Raw genomic sequence first — 17,131 nt, 5'->3', positions numbered from 1 at the left:
TCAGGGTCGGATGTCGCCGCTCACCTGTTCGCAGATGACCACGGGAATCTCCCGGTCGGTGCGACGCTGATAGCCGGCGTACCCGGAGTATGACTTCACGATCTCGGGCCACATCCGTCGCCTCTCGTCGCCGGTCGCGGTGCGAGCGATGAACGTGCTCGTCGTTCCGTCGACGGTGAGCTCGACTTCGGGATTCGCGGTGAGGTTCGTGTACCACTGTGGGTTCCTGTCGTCACCACCCTTCGACGCGACGAGGACGTAGGTGCCGTTACCGAAGATCGGAGCGGTGAGCATCGTCGAGCGTCTCTTGCCCGACTTGCGGCCGACAGTGTGCAGCTCGACGACGATCATCCGGCCGAACGTGCGCCCGAGTTTTCCGCCAGACACCGCCAGCAGGATCCGGTGCACCCCGTTCATCGCGCGCATGCCGAAGTCGGTCAGGGAGGTCCGGAGTGTCATCCAGGCAGTGTACGGCGCGCGCCTTCGACGGCGCTCACGGTTGCGCCGCTCGATTCTCCACGATCTGTCCCTCCATCCTGCCGCGAGTGTCAGAGTGTGGATACTCGACCGCGGCAACGGCAAAGTGCGGTGAATCGACCACCGGATCGCCGGGTTTCGCCGGACACCTAAGGTTGACGATGTGAAAAGCAGTTCGAGATTCCGGCGCCTCGCGGCCTGGATCGACCCCGACGTCGCCTTCCGCACACTGTTCGCCGAGTCACCCCGCGCGTTCTGGCTCGACAGCGGCATCGATGCGAGCGCGGGCTTCAGTTATCTCGGAGACGGAACAGACCTTCTCACCGCGTCCGTCGCCGACGCATCCGTCACCTCCTGGGCCGGAACCAACGCGACGGTCACCCCGGATGCCACGATCTTCGGCGCGCTGAGGACCAGCCTCACGGACGCACCGGATGTGCCTCGGGCGGGGGAGTTCGCACCCGGCTGGGTGGGCTGGTTCGGCTACGAAGCCGGGGCGCCCACGACCGGCACCCCGTCGCATCCGTCCCGCTACCCGGATGCCGCCTTCGTGCGGCCCGCGCGGATGCTTGTCTTCGACCACGGCGCCGGCACCATCATCGCGGTGGAGTACGGCCACCACGAGACCGCGTTCGACTGGCTGTCGGCGCTGGATGCTCCGGCCGCGGCCACCCCGGTCTCGCCAGCGGAGCCCGCGACCGCGACCTGGCGGCACGACCCTCCGGCGTACGGCGCGCTCATCGAGCGAGCGCAGGAGGAGATCCGTGCGGGCAACGCGTACCAGTTGTGCCTCACCAACGAGGTGCGGGTGCCCGGTGCCTTCGACCCGGTCGAGGTCTACCGCCGACTGCGGCGGGCGAGCCCGAGCCACCACGGCGGCCTGATCCGCGTCGACGGCACGGCCCTCGTCAGCGCATCTCCGGAGCAGTTTCTGCGGATCACGCCGGACGGCACGGTCACAACGAAACCGATCAAGGGGACGAGGCCGCGGGGGGTTACGCCCGAGCGCGACGATGCGCTCCGGGCCGAGCTGCTCGCGAGCGACAAGGAACGCGCCGAGAACCTCATGATCGTCGACCTCATGCGGAACGACCTCGGCCGGGTCGCGGCTCGCGGCAGCGTCGCGGTTCCCAGCCTGCTCGCCGTCGAGAGCTACGCCCAGGTGCACCAGCTCGTCAGCACCGTCACCGCGACGCTCGCCCCGGGGGTGAGCGCGGTGGATGCCGTCCAGTCCGCATTCCCGGCCGGGTCGATGACAGGCGCACCCAAGGTCAGCGCGATGACGATCCTCGACCGGCTCGAGTCCGGTCCACGTGGCGTCTACTCCGGCGCCTTCGGCTTTCTCGGTGCTGACGGTGCCGTGGACCTGGCCATGGTGATCCGGAGCATCGTGATCGACGCTGGCGGAGCATCCGTCGGCACGGGGGGAGGGATCACCGCGCTCTCCGTCATCGAGGAAGAAATCGAGGAAACGCGCGTGAAAGCAGCGGCTCCGCTCGCTGCCCTCGGGGTGCGACAGGAACAACTAGGCTAGATCGGTGGATCGCGCGGGAGCCGGAGAGCACCCGCGCGGGTCCGTTCCCCGGAGATGAATGAGAGTCACGTGTCGAACGACGAGCAGAACCAGGCCGGACAGAAGTACGACTTTGCCGCGATCCAGGAGAAGTGGCTCCCGGTCTGGGACCGGTTGAAGCCCTTCGCGACCGACGCCGAGGGTGACAAGCGCCCGCGCAAGTACGTTCTCGACATGTTCCCCTACCCGTCAGGCGACCTGCACATGGGCCACGCTGAAGCGTTCGGCCTCGGCGATGTCGTCGCCCGTTACTGGCGTCAGCAGGGCTTCAACGTGATGCACCCGATCGGCTGGGACTCTTTCGGCCTGCCCGCCGAGAACGCCGCCATCAAGCGCGGCGTCGACCCGCGCGGCTGGACCTACGACAACATCGCGCAGCAGAAGAAGAGCTTCCAGATCTACGCGCCGTCGTTCGACTGGGACCGCGAAATCCACACCTCAGACCCTGAGTACTACCGCTGGACCCAGTGGCTGTTCCTCCAGCTGTTCGAGAAGGGCCTCGCGTACCGTAAGGCCAGCGCCGTGAACTGGTGCCCGTTCGACCAGACGGTGCTCGCGAACGAGCAGGTCGTCGACGGCCACTGTGAGCGCTGCGGCAACGCCGTGACGAAGAAGAAGCTCACGCAGTGGTACTTCCGCATCACCGACTACGCCGACCGCCTCGTCGACGACCTCAAGCAGCTCGAGGGCGCCTGGCCGTCGAAGGTCCTCAGCATGCAGCGCAACTGGGTCGGCCGCTCGACCGGTGCCGACGTCAACTTCGTCATCGAGGGCAAGGCCGATCCCGTCGCCGTTTACACGACGCGACCGGACACCCTCTACGGCGTGACTTTCATGGTTGTTGCCGCTGATTCCGACCTCGCTGCTGAGCTCGTCGCAGACGCTCCCGCGGAGACCAAGGCGGCGTTCGAGGAGTACGTCGACCGGGTCAAGGGTGAGAGCGACATCGAGCGACTGAGCACCGAGCGTGAGAAGACCGGTGTGTTCCTCGAGCGGTACGCGATCAATCCGCTCAACGGGGAACGCCTGCCGATCTGGGCATCCGACTACGTGCTCGCCGACTACGGTCACGGCGCGATCATGGCCGTTCCGGCGCACGACCAGCGCGACCTCGACTTCGCCCGGGCGTTCGACCTGCCCGTTCGTGTCGTGGTCGACACCAACCAGCCCGTCACCGGCGCCATCCCCGTGCTCGTCGACGGAGTGCTTCCGGACGACCTGCCGCTCACCGACCCGAAGTCGACGGGTGAAGCACTCGTCGGCCCCGGCCGTCTGATCAACTCCGGTCCGTTCGACGGCCTGAGCAAGAACGCGGCGATCGCGAAGATCACCGACGCCCTCGCGGCATCCGGTCTGGGAAAGACGGCGAAGAACTACCGTCTCCGCGACTGGCTGATCTCGCGCCAGCGTTACTGGGGTGCGCCGATTCCGATCATCCATTGCGAAGCGTGTGGCGAAGTTCCCGTGCCCGAGGACCAGCTTCCGGTTGAACTGCCGCCGGCAGAGGGTCTCGACCTGCAGCCGAAGGGCACCAGCCCGCTCGGAGCGGCCGAGGACTGGATCAACGTTCCGTGCCCGCGGTGTGGCGCGCCGGCGAAGCGTGACTCAGACACGATGGACACGTTCGTCGACAGCTCCTGGTACTACCTGCGCTACCTCAACCCGCAGTCGGACACCATGGCGTTCGACCCGAAGCTCGCCGACAAGTGGGCTCCCGTCGACCAGTACGTCGGCGGTGTCGAGCACGCGATTCTCCACCTGCTGTACTCGCGGTTCATGACGAAAGTGCTCTACGACCAGGGCATCCTCACGTTCACCGAACCGTTCTCGTCGCTGCTCAACCAGGGCATGGTGCTCATGGACGGCGCAAAGATGTCGAAGAGCCGCGGTAACCTCGTCGAGTTCGCAAGTGAGCTCGCGACGTACGGTGCAGACGCGCTGCGCGTCACGCTCATCTTCGCCGGCCCTCCCGAGGACGACATCGACTGGGCGGATGTCTCGCCCGCCGGATCCGCGAAGTTCCTTGCCCGCGCGTGGCGGGTCGCGCATGACGTGTCGAGCGCGCCGGACGTGGTCTGGAAGACCGGAGACATCGCGCTCCGGCGGATCACCCACCGGTTCCTCGCCGACGCTCCGAGCCTCGTCGAGCAGTTCAAGTTCAACGTCGTCGTCGCCCGGCTGATGGAACTCGTCAACGCGACGAGGAAAGTCATCGATTCCGGTGCGGGGCCAGCGGATCCCGCGGTGCGCGAGGCTGCGGAAGTCACCGCTGTAGCGCTCAATCTTTTCGCCCCGTACACCGCCGAAGACATGTGGGAGCAGCTCGGTTACGAGCCCGCCGTCGCGACGGTGCAGTGGCGGAAGGCTGACCCGACGCTTCTCGTCGCCGAGTCTGTGACGTGTGTCGTGCAGGTCGACGGCAAGGTGCGTGACCGGCTCGAGGTGTCGCCGAAGATCGGTACCGACGAGCTCGAGAAGCTGGCGCGTGCGTCTGCCGCCGTGCAGCGCGCCATCGGCGACCGGACGATCGTGAACGTCGTGGTGCGGGCTCCGAAGATCGTGAGCCTCGCGACCAAGCCGTAACCCGGTTGCCCGTCCCTGCACAGGGGCGGGCAACCCAGGTTTTGTCCACGGCCGCTGCTGCGCTGGGCGGACGAGCGGATTCGCGGTCTTGACTGGATCGTATGGCCAGGCACGCTTTCGCGCGGTCGCCGCGCGCGGTATCCGCCCCGCCAGGACAGCTGGCGACCCGTCGGTCGACCGGCGCGAGGATCGGTGCCGGGGCGCTCGTCGTACTCCTGCTCGGCGGTCTCGTCACCGCGGTGATCGTATCGCTGCTCGGGGCGACCGGTCAGGCTCGGACTCTGCCAGCGCCGTCGCCGACGGCGGTCGTGAACAATGGTGGTGGCGCGGCGTTCTACGTCCACGTTCTCGGTGAGGTGACGACGCCGGGCGTCTATCAATTGCGCGACGGCGACCGGGTCGTTGATGCCATCGCTGCGGCGGGCGGATTCACGCCCGAGGCTGACCAGAACACGGTGAATCTCGCCCGGTTCCTCAGCGACGGCGAGCAGATCCTGGTCCTGGCGGCGGGAGCGGCGCCGCCGCCGGGGCCCGTGGCAGGGGTGCCGGGCGCACCGGGCGGGGTCGTCAATCTCAACACCGCGACGACCGTTGAACTCGAGACCCTCCCGAGGGTCGGCCCCGCCCTGGCGCAGCGCATCCTGGCGTGGAGGGACGCCAACGGGCGCTTCGGCGCCGTCGAGGACCTGCTCAACGTTCCCGGCATTGGCGACAAGACGTTCGAAGCGCTTCGGGATCTGGTGTCGGTGTGACGAGCGCCACCCGGCTGGTGCCGCCCGCCGTCGCCGCGTGGGTATCAGCGGGCGTCCTCGTCAGTGTTCCGTCGGCGGCCGTGCCTGTCGCTCTTGTAGCCCTCTTTGCCGCCTGCGGGGCGACCGGTGTTGCGGTGGCCCGCACACGGCATCCATCGTCGACCGCGCGCTCGGTGTCACCGTGGTGGGCGTGGGCGGCGCTGGCCTTGCTCGCCGTCTTTCTCGCAGCGACCGCTGTCGCCGTCCGGGCTCCGTCACGCACGCCGGATGTTCTCACCTCAGCTGCTGACACGGGTCGGCTGACGACGCTCCGTCTCGTCGTGACAGAGAAGTCCGTTCTCGATGACGAGCGGGCCTCGCCGTGGGAGCGGCAGGAGGATGCTCCGGGGAGTGCCAGCGGGGAATCCGCCGACGAGAGCGCCCAGCGGATCCGAGGTGCGGTTATTGAGGTTGACCGAGGAGACGCGCTCGTCGCCCTCTCGGCACCGGTGGTGTTGTTCGCGACGGTGGATTCGCGGCATCCGGTGTCACTCGGAGCGGTGGTCGAAGCGGATGTCACGGTGCGCGAAACCGCCCCTGGCGATTCCGCCGCGTTCCTGCTGTTCGCCCGTCAGCCAGCAACGGTCGTCGAAGGCCCGCCCTGGTATCTCGGCTGGGCCGCCGATCTCCGGACCGGCCTGGTGAACCGGGCGGCCGAACTGCCGGGGAGGGGAGGCGAGCTCCTTCCGGGGCTCTCGGTCGGCGACACCACCGCGGTGAGCGATGAGCTGGACGCGGCGATGAAGACGAGCGCGCTCAGCCACCTCACGGCGGTGTCCGGGGCGAACTGCGCGGTCATCGTCGCCGTGCTCACTCTTCTTCTCGCGGCCCTCAGCGCCCCGCGCTGGCTCCGGATCTGTGGCGCGCTGGTGGGGCTCGGGCTGTTCGTCGTGCTCGTGACGCCGGAGCCGAGTGTCATCCGGGCCGGTCTGATGGCTCTGGCGGTGCTCCTCGCGCTGGGTGTCGGGCGACCGACGGCTGGGCTTCCCGTTCTCGCCCTCGTCGTTCTCGTGATCGTGGTCAGCGACCCCTGGCTCGCCCGGAGTTTCGGCTTCGTGCTCTCGGCTCTGGCGACGGGTGGGTTGCTCCTGCTCACGCGTCCGCTGACGCGCTGGCTCTCAACGTGGCTGCCGAGGCCGCTCGCCGTTGCATTCGCCATCCCGCTCGCTGCGCAGATCGCCTGCCAGCCGGTGCTCCTCCTGCTCAACCCGACCGTTCCGCTCCTCGGGGTGCCGGCCAACCTTCTGGCAGCACCCGCGGCGCCGGTGGCGACCCTGCTCGGGCTCGCCGCCTGTCTCCTCGTGCCGGTGCTCCCCGTGCTCGCGACCGTTGCCCTGTGGCTGGGCTGGCTGCCGGCCACGTGGATCGCGGCAATCGCGGCGACGGTGGATCGGCTCCCGGTCGCGAACCTCCCGTGGCTGCCGGGGCCAGCGGGTGCCGTGGTGCTCGCTGCTCTCACCGCGGTCTCGATCGCGGGCGTCCTCGCCGCCCGGTCCGGGCGAAAAACCGTGGCGGCGCTCTGTACCGGCGTGCTCCTGATCGCCGGGGGAGCGTGGGCAGGGACGCTCGCCGGCGAACGCCTCGCCCCTGCGCTGTCCTTGCCGCGGGACTGGAGCGTCGCCGCCTGCGACGTCGGTCAGGGCGACGCGATCCTGATTCGGTCGGCCGGTGCCGTCGCCCTGATCGACACCGGTGTCGAACCGGAGCCCCTCGCTGTCTGCCTCGACACCCTCGCCATCGGTCGGCTCGACCTCGTCATCCTCACCCACTTCGACCTGGACCACGTCGGAGGTGTCGATGCCATTCGAGGCAGGACCGGCCTCGTTCTGACCGGTGCTCCTGAGAACGCGTCGGATCAACGGCTTCTCGAGGATCTGGCCGCCGGTGGAGCGACGGTGCGGCGAGCGGATGCCGGGATGTCCGGCACGCTGGGGACCGCGCACTGGCGCGTGCTCTGGCCGCCGCCGCGGGCGGGCCCACTCTGGGAGGGCAACGCCGCAAGCGTGACCGTTGTGGTGGAGCCGGCCGAGCCGGACGGCATCCGTTCGCTGTTCCTCGGCGACCTCGATGAGCGCGCGCAGGAGCGGATCCTCGCCGGGCACGGGCTGCGTGGACCGGTCGACCTGGTCAAGGTTGCTCATCACGGCTCGGCTGATCAGAGCGCGCGCCTGTACGGGGAGGCTGCTGCCAGGATCGGGCTCGTCCCGGTGGGTGCCGACAACGACTACGGGCATCCGGCGCCCGCGCTCCTCGGCATCCTCGCCGCGGTGGGAACGACGCCGTTGAGAACCGATCTGTGCGGGCTGATCGCGGTGGGCGGCACGGCGTCGGCGCCGGTGGTGTGGACGCAGAGACCCTGCTGACCGCCGCCGCTGTCCGTGGTCGCCGGTAGGCTTGCGGTGGAAGGACGGTGGACAGTGGCAGCTCCACGCAGCGGTACCGCAGCGAAGTCGGCGGCGAAGGTCGCGATCCCGCAACTCGGCTGGAACGCCGTGCGCCCCGCGCCGATCGTTCTCGTCTCCGGCACCCAGAGGTTCCTCGCGGATCGGGCCATCCGCACCCTCCGTGATTACCTCCGGGTCGAGGACCCGAGCCTCGAAGTGAACGACATCGAAGCCGACAGCTACGCACCCGGCGAGCTGCTCACACTCGCGAGCCCTTCGCTGTTCGGTGAGCCGCGGCTCATCCGCGTGACCAACGTGGAGAAGTGCTCAGACGCATTTCTCGCCGACGCCCTCGACTACCTGGGCTCACCGGCGGAGGGCGCGTACGTCGTGCTTCGTCACGCCGGGGGAGTGCGGGGCAAGAAACTTCTCGATGCCGTGCGCGCGAGCAAGGCGTTCGCGATCGAGGTCGTCTGCGCCGAACTGAAGAAAGACAGCGAGAAGCACGACTTCGCCGCCGCTGAGTTCAAGGCGGCGGGTAAGGCCATCCGCCCTGCGGCACTTCGCGCGGTTGTCGCCGCGTTCTCCGATGACCTTGCCGAACTCGCAGGCGCCTGTGCCCAGCTCATTTCCGACAGCACCGCCGAGATCACCGAAGCGACGGTGACGCAGTACTACGGCGGGCGGGTTGAAACCAATGCGTTCGCCGTCGCTGACGCGGCGATCGCCGGTCGCTACGCCGAAGCACTCGTCGGACTTCGGCACGCCCTCGACTCCGGCGCTGACCCCGTGCCGATCGTCGCCGCGTTCGCCAGCAAGCTCCGGACCATGGCGAAGGTGCAGGGCGGACGCGGGTCCTCCGCCGACCTCGCCCGGCAGTTCGGGCTCGCGCCGTGGCAGGTCGACCGGGCACGACGCGATCTCGCCGGCTGGACCGACCGCGGGCTCGGTCGCTGCATCCAGGTGCTCGCCGACACCGACGCGAGCGTGAAGGGCGCCGGGCGCGACCCGGTCTACGCCCTCGAGCGCATGGTGCACACGGTCGCGGGTCGCGGCCGCTGACCCTCCGCTGGTCACCGCCCGGCTTATCGGTCCCAAATGGCGCGTTTGAGTCGCGAAAGTGAGCATTCAGGACCAACGAAGCCGCGGGCATACGCTGCGTTAACCACCACAGGCCCCGCCGAAGCGGAGCCTGTGGTGAAAAGAGGGTGTCGCTTAGAGCGAAGCAACCTTCTTGGCGAGAGCCGACTTGCGGTTCGCAGCCTGGTTCTGGTGGATGACGCCCTTGCTCACGGCCTTGTCGAGCTTCTTCGAGGCGACCTTGAGGGAGGACTCAGCCTTCGCCTTGTCACCGGCGAGGATAGCCTCACGGGTCTGGCGGACGAGCGTCCGGAGCTGGCTCTTGACGGCCTTGTTGCGCTCGGTCGCCTTCTTGTTGGTGCCGATTCGCTTGATCTGCGACTTAATGTTTGCCACGTTTATACGCTTCCGTTGTATTTCGAATGGGATGTGCCACTGGGCGAGAGAGGGCGCTTCGCGGCTAAAATCGTGCGGGGCGACCCACACGCAAGTCAGGGAGCAACGATACCAGTTCAGGTGCCGTTACCGGTAATTCGGAGCCAATCGCGTCGAACGCAGCCCGGCACCGTTCATGGGACAATGGGGAGTTAGTCCCTTCCCGCCCATCAAGATTCCTGAGGAACGCGTGAGCCCCAAAGCTGTAAAGGCACTCGAGCCTGCCGCTACCGACCCGTCGTTCATCCGCAACTTCTGCATTATTGCGCACATCGACCACGGCAAATCGACTCTCGCCGACCGCATGCTCGGTGTCACCGGCGCCGTCGCCGATCGCGACATGCGCGCCCAGTACCTCGACCGCATGGACATCGAGCGCGAACGCGGCATCACCATCAAGAGCCAGGCGGTACGGATGCCATGGGCGCTCGACGGCCAGACCTATGCGCTCAACATGATCGACACCCCTGGGCACGTCGACTTCACCTACGAGGTTTCCCGCTCGCTCGCGGCGTGTGAAGGTGCCATCCTGCTCGTCGACGCAGCGCAGGGCATCGAAGCCCAGACGCTCGCGAACCTCTATCTCGCGATGGAGAACGACCTCGAGATCATCCCGGTCCTCAACAAGATCGACCTCCCCGCCGCCGACCCCGACAAGTATGCGAAGGAGATCGCCAACCTCATCGGCGGTTCACCCGACGACGTGCTCAAGGTATCGGGCAAGACCGGCGTCGGAGTCGAGGAACTCCTCGACCGTGTCGTCGAGCGCATTCCCCACCCGGTCGGCAACCCGGATGCTCCGGCGCGCGCCATGATCTTCGACTCCGTTTACGACACGTACCGCGGCGTCATCACCTACGTCCGGATGATCGACGGCCACCTCAGCCCGCGCGAACGCATCCAGATGATGTCGACGCGAGCCGTGCACGAACTCCTCGAGATCGGCGTCAGCTCACCGGAGCCGTCTCCGACGCAGGGACTCGGTGTCGGCGAGGTCGGCTACCTCATCACCGGCGTGAAGGACGTGCGCCAGTCCAAGGTCGGTGACACCGTCACCACGGCGCTCAAGCCATCCATCGAAGCGCTTCCCGGCTACACCGACCCGAAGCCCATGGTCTTCTCGGGCCTGTACCCGATCGACGGCAGCGACTACCCGGTTCTCCGCGACGCTCTCGACAAGCTCAAGCTCTCCGACGCCTCGCTCAACTACGAGCCGGAGACATCCGTCGCCCTCGGCTTCGGATTCCGCTGCGGCTTCCTCGGACTGCTGCACCTCGAGATCGTCACCGAACGCCTCGAGCGCGAGTTCAACCTCGACCTCATTGCGACGGCACCGAGCGTGACATACGAAGTGACGACCGACGACAAGAAGGTCGTCACCGTCACCAACCCGAGCGAGTTCCCCGGTGGCAAGATCGCCACCGTCGAGGAGCCGATGGTCAAGGTCGGTATCCTCGCCCCCAAGGACTACGTCGGAACCATCATGGAACTCTGCCAGGGCCGCCGCGGCACGCTGCTCGGCATGGAGTACTTCGGTGAAGACCGGGTCGAACTGCGCTACACGATGCCGCTCGGCGAGATCGTCTTCGACTTCTTCGACCACCTCAAGAGCCGCACCCAGGGCTACGCCTCGCTCGACTACGAACCCTCCGGATCGCAGACCGCTGACCTGGTCAAGGTCGACATCCTGCTCCAGGGCGAACAGGTCGACGCGTTCAGCGCGATCGTTCACCGCGAGAAGGCATACGCCTACGGCCTCCTGATGACGGAGCGACTCAAGAAACTCATTCCGCGCCAGCAGTTCGAAGTCCCGATCCAGGCCGCCATCGGTGCCAGGATCATCGCCCGCGAGTCCGTCCGCGCCATGCGCAAGGACGTCCTCGCCAAGTGCTACGGCGGCGACATCAGCCGTAAGCGCAAGCTGCTCGAGAAGCAGAAAGAGGGCAAGAAGCGCATGAAGATGGTCGGGCGGGTCGAAGTTCCGCAGGAAGCCTTCATTGCCGCGTTGTCCGGAGAGACCGAGACGAAAGAAAAGAAGTAGCGGATGCGCCGGAGCAACTTCGAGGACCAGCCGGTCGACTACGCGGCCGTCGGCGCTACCCAGGCGCACGACCTGCTGCAGTATCCACCGCGCGGTTTCACGCCGTTCGAGGAATCGATCCGGCTGGGAAGCGGGCAGGAACGCTTCGAAGCGGCATCCGTTTCGCTGTTCAGCTGGGACGTCCAGCGGCTGTCAGGCATCGACGTTCTCGAGGTGAAGGCTGACTCGAGTGACCGGTACGGCGGAATCCGTTACGACGAGGACGGCACGGCGCTCGAACCGATCGCCGTATCCACGGAGCAGAGGTTCGCCGCGGACGGAACGCCCTACGTCGCATCCGGTTCCACGGCACGACTCCGTGGCAAGGTCGGCGGCTTCCACATCGATGAGCGGTTCCGTGTCGTCTTCGTGATCGAGGAACCGACGCTGACCGCATTCGCCGTCGGAACCATCGGCGCCCACCGGGTCAGTGGTGAAGAGCAGTTCCGGGTCGAACGCCGAGACGACGACTCGGTCTGGTTCACGGTCCGCTCGTTTTCCCGCCCGGTCTCCCTCGTCTACCGGCTGTTCCCGCCGCTCGTAAAGATGCGCCGGAAGAAGTTCGCAACCGCATACCTGCGCGCACTGTCGCCGCTCTGGTCGGGCCCGGCATCCTGACCGTGCCCGCTCCCGTGTTCCTTTCCCGCTGATGGCCGGCCCCCAGCTCATCGCAGACCCCGCGCCCGTCGACGGTGCGCTTCCCCGCTCGGTCCTCGACGGAGCAGAAGAACGGATGCTGTCGGTCTACCTTCACGTTCCCTTCTGCCGCGTACGCTGCGGCTACTGCGACTTCAACACCTACACCGCGACGGAACTGCGCGGCGCGAAACAGTCCGACTACGCGAGCGAAGCTGCTGCCGAGGTGGCGTTCGCCGGCGATGTGCTCCGCACGACCGGTCTGCCCGAGCGGCAGGCGTCAACGGTCTTCTTCGGCGGCGGAACCCCGACCCTGCTGCCAGCGACCGACCTCATCCGGATGCTCTCCGCGGTCCGCGACTCGATCGGTCTCGCCCCCGGCGCTGAAATCACGACGGAGGCCAACCCCGACTCGGTCGACGCCGACTACCTCTCCGCCCTGGCGGATGCCGGTTTCACGCGGGTGTCGTTCGGGATGCAGTCGGCGGTCCCGCACGTCCTCGCTACTCTCGAACGCACCCATGACCCCGACCGGGTGCCGCTCGTCGTGGACTGGGCCCGGCGTGCCGGCCTCCAGGTCAGTGTGGATCTCATCTACGGCACTCCGGGGGAGTCTCTCGAGGACTGGACCCGATCGGTGGATGCCGCGCTGGCAACGGGTCCGGACCACCTGTCCGCCTATTCTCTCATCGTCGAGGCGGGAACGAAGCTCGCCAGGCAGATCAGGTCCGGTGCCGTCGCCCAGCCCGATGAAGATCTTCAGGCCGACATGTACGAGCTGGTCGACGCGAAGCTCGAGGCCGCCGGCTTCTCCTGGTACGAAGTCAGCAACTGGGCAAAAGCTCCCGAGTATCGCTCGATGCACAACCTCGCTTACTGGCGCAGCCAGGACTGGTGGGGCATCGGCCCTGGCGCACACAGCCACATCGGCGGAGTCCGCTGGTGGAACGTCAAGCATCCGGCCGCCTACGCGGGTCGGATGAGCGAAGGCCTCTCACCGGGAGCTGGCCGTGAGACTCTCTCGGACGAAACGCGGGAACTCGAGCGGATCCTGCTCCTCGCCCGCACGCGCGACGGCATCCCGATCGCGACGCTCCCATCGGAAGCCCGCGTCGCCGTCGCAGGCCTCATCGCCGATGACCTCGTTAACGCCGAAGCCGCCCTGCGCGGGAGAGTGGAACTCTCGCTGCGCGGGCGGCTTCTCGCCGATGCCGTTGTTCGCCGGCTGACCGTTTAGAGCCGGCCGGCGAACTCACGATCTGGTGGTTACTTCACCATCCGGAAGGCGAAGAAGTAGCGGTAGGCCTGGCCGTTGTTGACCTTGACGCCACCGATGATGCCGAAGATGATGCCGAGAATGCCGACGATCCCTGCGAGAGGGAAGAGGAACAGTCCGATGACCACGAGGGTCAGGATTGCGCCGAGCACGTAGAGGGCGACGACGAAGATCGTCACGGTGAGCTGGAAGTTCAGCGCCTCCTTCGCCTCCTGACGGGTGAATGGTCCGCGGTCCTTGAAGACCAGGTAGATGATGAGCGGCACGATCCAGCCGGCGGTTCCCGCTCCGAGGAACGCTCCGAGCGCTCCACCGAAGTGAGCGAACGACGCCCACTGCTTGTCTTCAGCCTGGGTCAGGGGCGCAGTGCCGGGCTGGCCCTGGTAGGCATACTGCGGCGGCTGCTGGCCGTAACCCTGCTGGCCGTAGCCTGCGGGGGGCTGCTGGCCGTAGCCCTGCTGCTGGCCGTAGCCGGGTGCGCCGGCGGGAGGCTGCTGACCGTATCCGGGAGCACCTGCAGGGGGCTGCTGCCCATACGGCTGCTGACCGTAAGGCTGTTGAGGCTGCTGTCCACCGTAGGGAGGCGGCGGTGACGCCGGGCCCTGTGGCTCCTGCGGCTGCTTTTCGTTCGGGTCAACCGGGGGTTGCGCGTTGGGGTCGGTCATGGCCAAGCCTTTCGATCGATGACGCTGTTGCTGCTGGGTCCGCTCACGCCAGAAACGGCGGCGGGCTTCAGCTAAAAGGTAGCGTTGATCAGGACGCGCGGCAATTACTCCCCGGGCGAGCCGCGCGCTAGAATTGGCACTCAGGGCAACTGAGTGCCAGCAATGTGAGTGCGATTCCAGCGGAAGAGGTGCAGCTATGGTTTCCGAACGCAGCCTCGAAGTGCTCCGCGTCATCGTCCAGGACTACGTCGCGAGCCGGGAACCCGTCGGCTCCAAAGCGATCGTCGAGCGCCACTCCTTCGGAGTCTCGGCGGCGACCATCCGCAACGACATGGCGCAACTCGAAGACGAAGAACTGATCTCGGCCCCGCACACATCCTCCGGCCGCATCCCCACCGACAAGGGGTACCGCCTCTTCGTCGACCAGCTCGCCGACCGCAAGCCGCTCTCCGAAGCGCAGCGCGAAGCGATCGAAACCTTTCTCGGCCAGTCCGTCGGGCTCGACGACGTTCTGATGCGAACGGTGAGGCTGCTGTCGCAGATCACCAACCAGGTCGCCATCGTGCAGTACCCGTCGTTCGCCCGGGCGCTCGTGCGCCACGTCGAACTGGTCTCGCTCAGCGACCGACGTGTGCTGACGGTGTTGATCACCGATACCGGCCGGGTGGAACAGCAGGTCGTCGAGCTCGAGCAGTCGGTGGAGCCCGAGCAGCTCGAGCGGCTGAAAGCCACCCTCAACAAGATGCTCGGCGGAATCAATGTCGATTCATCCGCCGCGATCCTGGAGAAAGCCCGCAGCGAGGCCGTTCCCGAGGATGAGCCGCTGATGACGCGGATCACCGATGCCCTCGCCGAAGAGTTCGCCGAGTACCGCCACGACAAGCTCGTCATGGCCGGCGCAGCGAACCTCGCTCGCACCGAGGACGACTTCTCCGGAAGCATCTACCCGGTCCTCGAAGCTCTCGAGCAGCAAGTGGTTCTGCTCCGGCTGTTCGGCGAGATGGCGGTCGACCGCGGCGGTGTCTCGGCATCGATCGGCCGTGAAAACGAGTCGTTCGGTTTGGGGGAGACCTCGATCATCTCCAGCAACTACCGTTCCTCTGCTGGCGAACTTGCCAGACTCGGCGTGCTCGGACCGACGAGAATGGATTACTCCAACAACCTCGCCGCCGTTCGAGCCGTCGCCCGTTACCTGTCCCGCCAACTCGGCGAGGGCTGACCCCGCTGCAATGCTCGGCGCTGCACAATTCCTACCCCGGTCGTCTCGCGCCGAGAGCGACGACCACCACGACGAAAGGCCATGAGTGGCTGACCATTACGAAGTTCTCGGTGTGTCCCGCGAGGCGACAACCGATGAAATCAAGAAGGCGTACCGCCGACTTGCACGCGAACTCCACCCCGATGTGAATCCCGGCGCCGAGGCATCCGAGCGCTTCAAAGAAGTGACGCACGCGTACGACGTGCTCAGCGACGCCAAACAGCGTCAGCAATACGACATGGGCGGCTCCGGCGGCATGGGCGGCCAGGGCTTCGGTGGGTTCGGCGACATCTTCGACACCTTCTTCGGCGGGCAGCAACAGCGCGGGCCGAAGTCGCGCCGCGAGCGTGGCCAGGATGCGCTGCTGCGCGTCGAGGTCGACCTCGCCGAGGTCATCTTCGGCACCCACCGCGACCTCGAGGTCGACACGGCGGTTCTTTGCCCGACCTGTTCGGGCTCCTGCTGCCAGCCGGGCACATCGCCTGTCACCTGCGACATCTGCCGCGGAACCGGATCGATCCAGCGCGCCGTTCGCTCGCTCCTCGGCAACGTCATGACCTCTGCCCCCTGTGGCACCTGCCGCGGCCACGGGACAGTCATTCCGCACCCCTGCGTCACCTGCCAGGGGCAGGGGCGCGTGCGCGACCGCCGCACGGTTCCCGTCGACATCCCCGCCGGCGTCGACACCGGCCTCCGGTTGCAGATGCCGGGCAGCGGCGAGATCGGCCCCGCCGGTGGCCCGCACGGTGACCTCTACCTCGAGATCAAGGTGCGCAGCGACGAGCGGTTCAGCCGCAACGGTGACGACCTGCTCTGCACCCTCGACGTTCCCATGACGGATGCCATTCTCGGCGTCACGACGACCATCCACGCTCTCGACGGCGACGTCGAGGTCGAACTCAAGCCGGGAGTCCAGAGTTCAGAGGTCCTCACGGTGAAGGGCAGGGGCGTGACCAAGCTCCGCGGCAACGGCCGTGGCGACCTGCGGATCGGCGTTCAGGTCGTGACGCCGACGAGGCTCGACCACCGCGAGAAGGAACTGATCAAACAGTTTGCGGCTGGGCGGGACCAGAAGCAGACCCAGCTGGGTTCGTTCCAGCAGGGCCTGTTCTCGAAACTCCGCGACCGGTTCCTCGGCTGACGTGAGCAGCCTCTACCTGCGTGAGGATCTCGGCGACACGAGCGCCGGTTCGCTCGTCGAACTCGATGGCGCCGAGGCCAAACACGCGGTGACCGTCAACCGCTCGCGGATCGGCGACGAGATCCGGGTGGGTAACGGCCGTGGGCTCGTCGCGACCGGTTCGATCGAATCGATCGAACCGGGCCGCGTGTCCGTCCGGGTCTCGGATGTCCGCGCCGAAGCCGAGCCGACGCCGCGACTGGTGCTCGTGCAGGCTCTGGCCAAAGGCGATCGCGATGAGATGGCGATCCAGGCCGCCACCGAACTCGGCGTTTCGGCGATCATCCCGTGGTCGGCCGGCCGAAGCGTCTCCCGCTGGGAAGGTGCCAAGAAGGAGAAGGGCCGGGCGCGGTGGGAAACCATCGTGCGTGAGGCCTCGAAACAGTCCATCCGGTCGTTCGTGCCCCCTGTGCATCCGATCGCGTCTACGTCTGATCTCGCCAGGCTCGCGGCATCCGCTCTTGTCGTTCTCCTCGACCCGACAGCACCGGAACCGCTCAGCGGGCTGGCCATCGCCGACGATCGTGACGTGATTCTCGTCGTCGGTCCCGAGGGCGGAATCAGCGACGCGGAACTCGACACGCTCACCGCCGCCGGCGCGGTTCGTGCACGACTCGGCGACACGATTCTGCGCACGTCGTCGGCGGGGCCGGCGGCAATCGCCGTGCTCAATGTGTCACTCGGCCGCTGGTGATCGCGATCGGCAGCCCGGC

14 protein-coding genes are annotated in these 17,131 nt (G+C 67.1%); 11 read left to right on the top strand and 3 right to left on the bottom strand.

Translation table 11 applies throughout. The features are described 5' to 3' along the window. Nucleotides 1-459, bottom strand: coding sequence for a nitroreductase/quinone reductase family protein (locus ACWA1Q_RS08050; protein ID WP_463756503.1), 459 nt, complete (start codon nt 457-459; stop codon nt 1-3). A gap of 181 nt (nt 460-640) precedes the next feature. Between ACWA1Q_RS08050 and pabB the strand changes: the two genes are divergently transcribed. The 5 genes from pabB (at nt 641) to holA (ending at nt 8,870) form a co-directional block, all read left to right on the top strand. Beyond that, nucleotides 641-2,011 carry an aminodeoxychorismate synthase component I gene (gene pabB, locus ACWA1Q_RS08045; protein WP_463756502.1) on the top strand — a complete coding sequence of 457 codons (1,371 nt, stop codon included), beginning with the start codon at nt 641-643 and terminating at the stop codon, nt 2,009-2,011. Between the two features lie 69 nt (nt 2,012-2,080). Next, nucleotides 2,081-4,633, top strand: coding sequence for a leucine--tRNA ligase (gene leuS, locus ACWA1Q_RS08040; protein WP_463756500.1), 2,553 nt, complete (start codon nt 2,081-2,083; stop codon nt 4,631-4,633). A 101-nt stretch (nt 4,634-4,734) separates the two neighbouring features. Further along, entirely contained in the window at nt 4,735-5,385 is a 651-nt protein-coding gene (locus ACWA1Q_RS08035) for a helix-hairpin-helix domain-containing protein (RefSeq protein WP_463756498.1), read from the top strand. After that, nucleotides 5,382-7,787, top strand: a complete 2,406-nt coding sequence (locus ACWA1Q_RS08030; RefSeq protein WP_463756496.1) for a ComEC/Rec2 family competence protein — start codon at nt 5,382-5,384, stop codon at nt 7,785-7,787. Before ACWA1Q_RS08035 ends, ACWA1Q_RS08030 begins: the two co-directional genes overlap by 4 nt. 54 nt (nt 7,788-7,841) lie before the next feature. Next, the gene (gene holA / locus ACWA1Q_RS08025) at nt 7,842-8,870 is read left to right on the top strand and encodes a DNA polymerase III subunit delta (RefSeq protein ID WP_463756494.1); all 1,029 of its coding nucleotides are present in this window, start codon (nt 7,842-7,844) and stop codon (nt 8,868-8,870) included. Nucleotides 8,871-9,023: 153 nt separating this feature from the next. Here holA and rpsT read toward each other — a convergent pair whose 3' ends face one another. Further along, nucleotides 9,024-9,284: a 30S ribosomal protein S20 gene (rpsT, locus tag ACWA1Q_RS08020; RefSeq protein WP_121672740.1), complete on the bottom strand. Its 261-nt coding sequence runs from the start codon at nt 9,282-9,284 to the stop codon at nt 9,024-9,026. Between the two features lie 229 nt (nt 9,285-9,513). Here rpsT and lepA point away from each other — a divergent pair, with 229 nt between their 5' ends. Genes lepA through hemW form a run of 3 tightly spaced genes read left to right on the top strand, consistent with a single transcriptional unit; the run spans nt 9,514 to nt 13,276 of the window. Then, nucleotides 9,514-11,364 carry a translation elongation factor 4 gene (gene lepA, locus ACWA1Q_RS08015; protein WP_463756492.1) on the top strand — a complete coding sequence of 617 codons (1,851 nt, stop codon included), beginning with the start codon at nt 9,514-9,516 and terminating at the stop codon, nt 11,362-11,364. 3 nt (nt 11,365-11,367) lie between these two features. Then, a complete protein-coding gene (locus tag ACWA1Q_RS08010; protein WP_463756490.1) occupies nt 11,368-12,021 on the top strand; it encodes a DUF1990 family protein in 654 nt (217 codons plus the stop codon). Between the two features lie 31 nt (nt 12,022-12,052). Continuing rightward, the gene (gene hemW / locus ACWA1Q_RS08005; protein WP_463756488.1) at nt 12,053-13,276 is read left to right on the top strand and encodes a radical SAM family heme chaperone HemW; all 1,224 of its coding nucleotides are present in this window, start codon (nt 12,053-12,055) and stop codon (nt 13,274-13,276) included. Between the two features lie 29 nt (nt 13,277-13,305). Here the strand turns inward: hemW and ACWA1Q_RS08000 are convergent, their stop codons facing one another. Beyond that, nucleotides 13,306-13,980, bottom strand: coding sequence for a DUF4870 domain-containing protein (locus ACWA1Q_RS08000; protein ID WP_463756487.1), 675 nt, complete (start codon nt 13,978-13,980; stop codon nt 13,306-13,308). A gap of 196 nt (nt 13,981-14,176) precedes the next feature. Here ACWA1Q_RS08000 and hrcA point away from each other — a divergent pair, with 196 nt between their 5' ends. From hrcA to ACWA1Q_RS07985, 3 genes are all read left to right on the top strand, one after another. Next, nucleotides 14,177-15,199, top strand: coding sequence for a heat-inducible transcriptional repressor HrcA (gene hrcA / locus ACWA1Q_RS07995; RefSeq protein ID WP_463756486.1), 1,023 nt, complete (start codon nt 14,177-14,179; stop codon nt 15,197-15,199). Nucleotides 15,200-15,284: 85 nt separating this feature from the next. Next, on the top strand, nt 15,285-16,379 hold the full coding sequence (gene dnaJ / locus ACWA1Q_RS07990) for a molecular chaperone DnaJ (protein WP_121672746.1): 1,095 nt from the start codon (nt 15,285-15,287) through the stop codon (nt 16,377-16,379). A gap of 1 nt (nt 16,380) precedes the next feature. After that, the gene (locus ACWA1Q_RS07985) at nt 16,381-17,112 is read left to right on the top strand and encodes a 16S rRNA (uracil(1498)-N(3))-methyltransferase (RefSeq protein ID WP_463756484.1); all 732 of its coding nucleotides are present in this window, start codon (nt 16,381-16,383) and stop codon (nt 17,110-17,112) included. Nucleotides 17,113-17,131: the final 19 nt, after the last annotated feature.

It is taken from the genome of Mycetocola sp. TRD_SC_2 (assembly GCF_055361225.1).
This window is presented reverse-complemented; position numbering and strand designations above follow the sequence as displayed.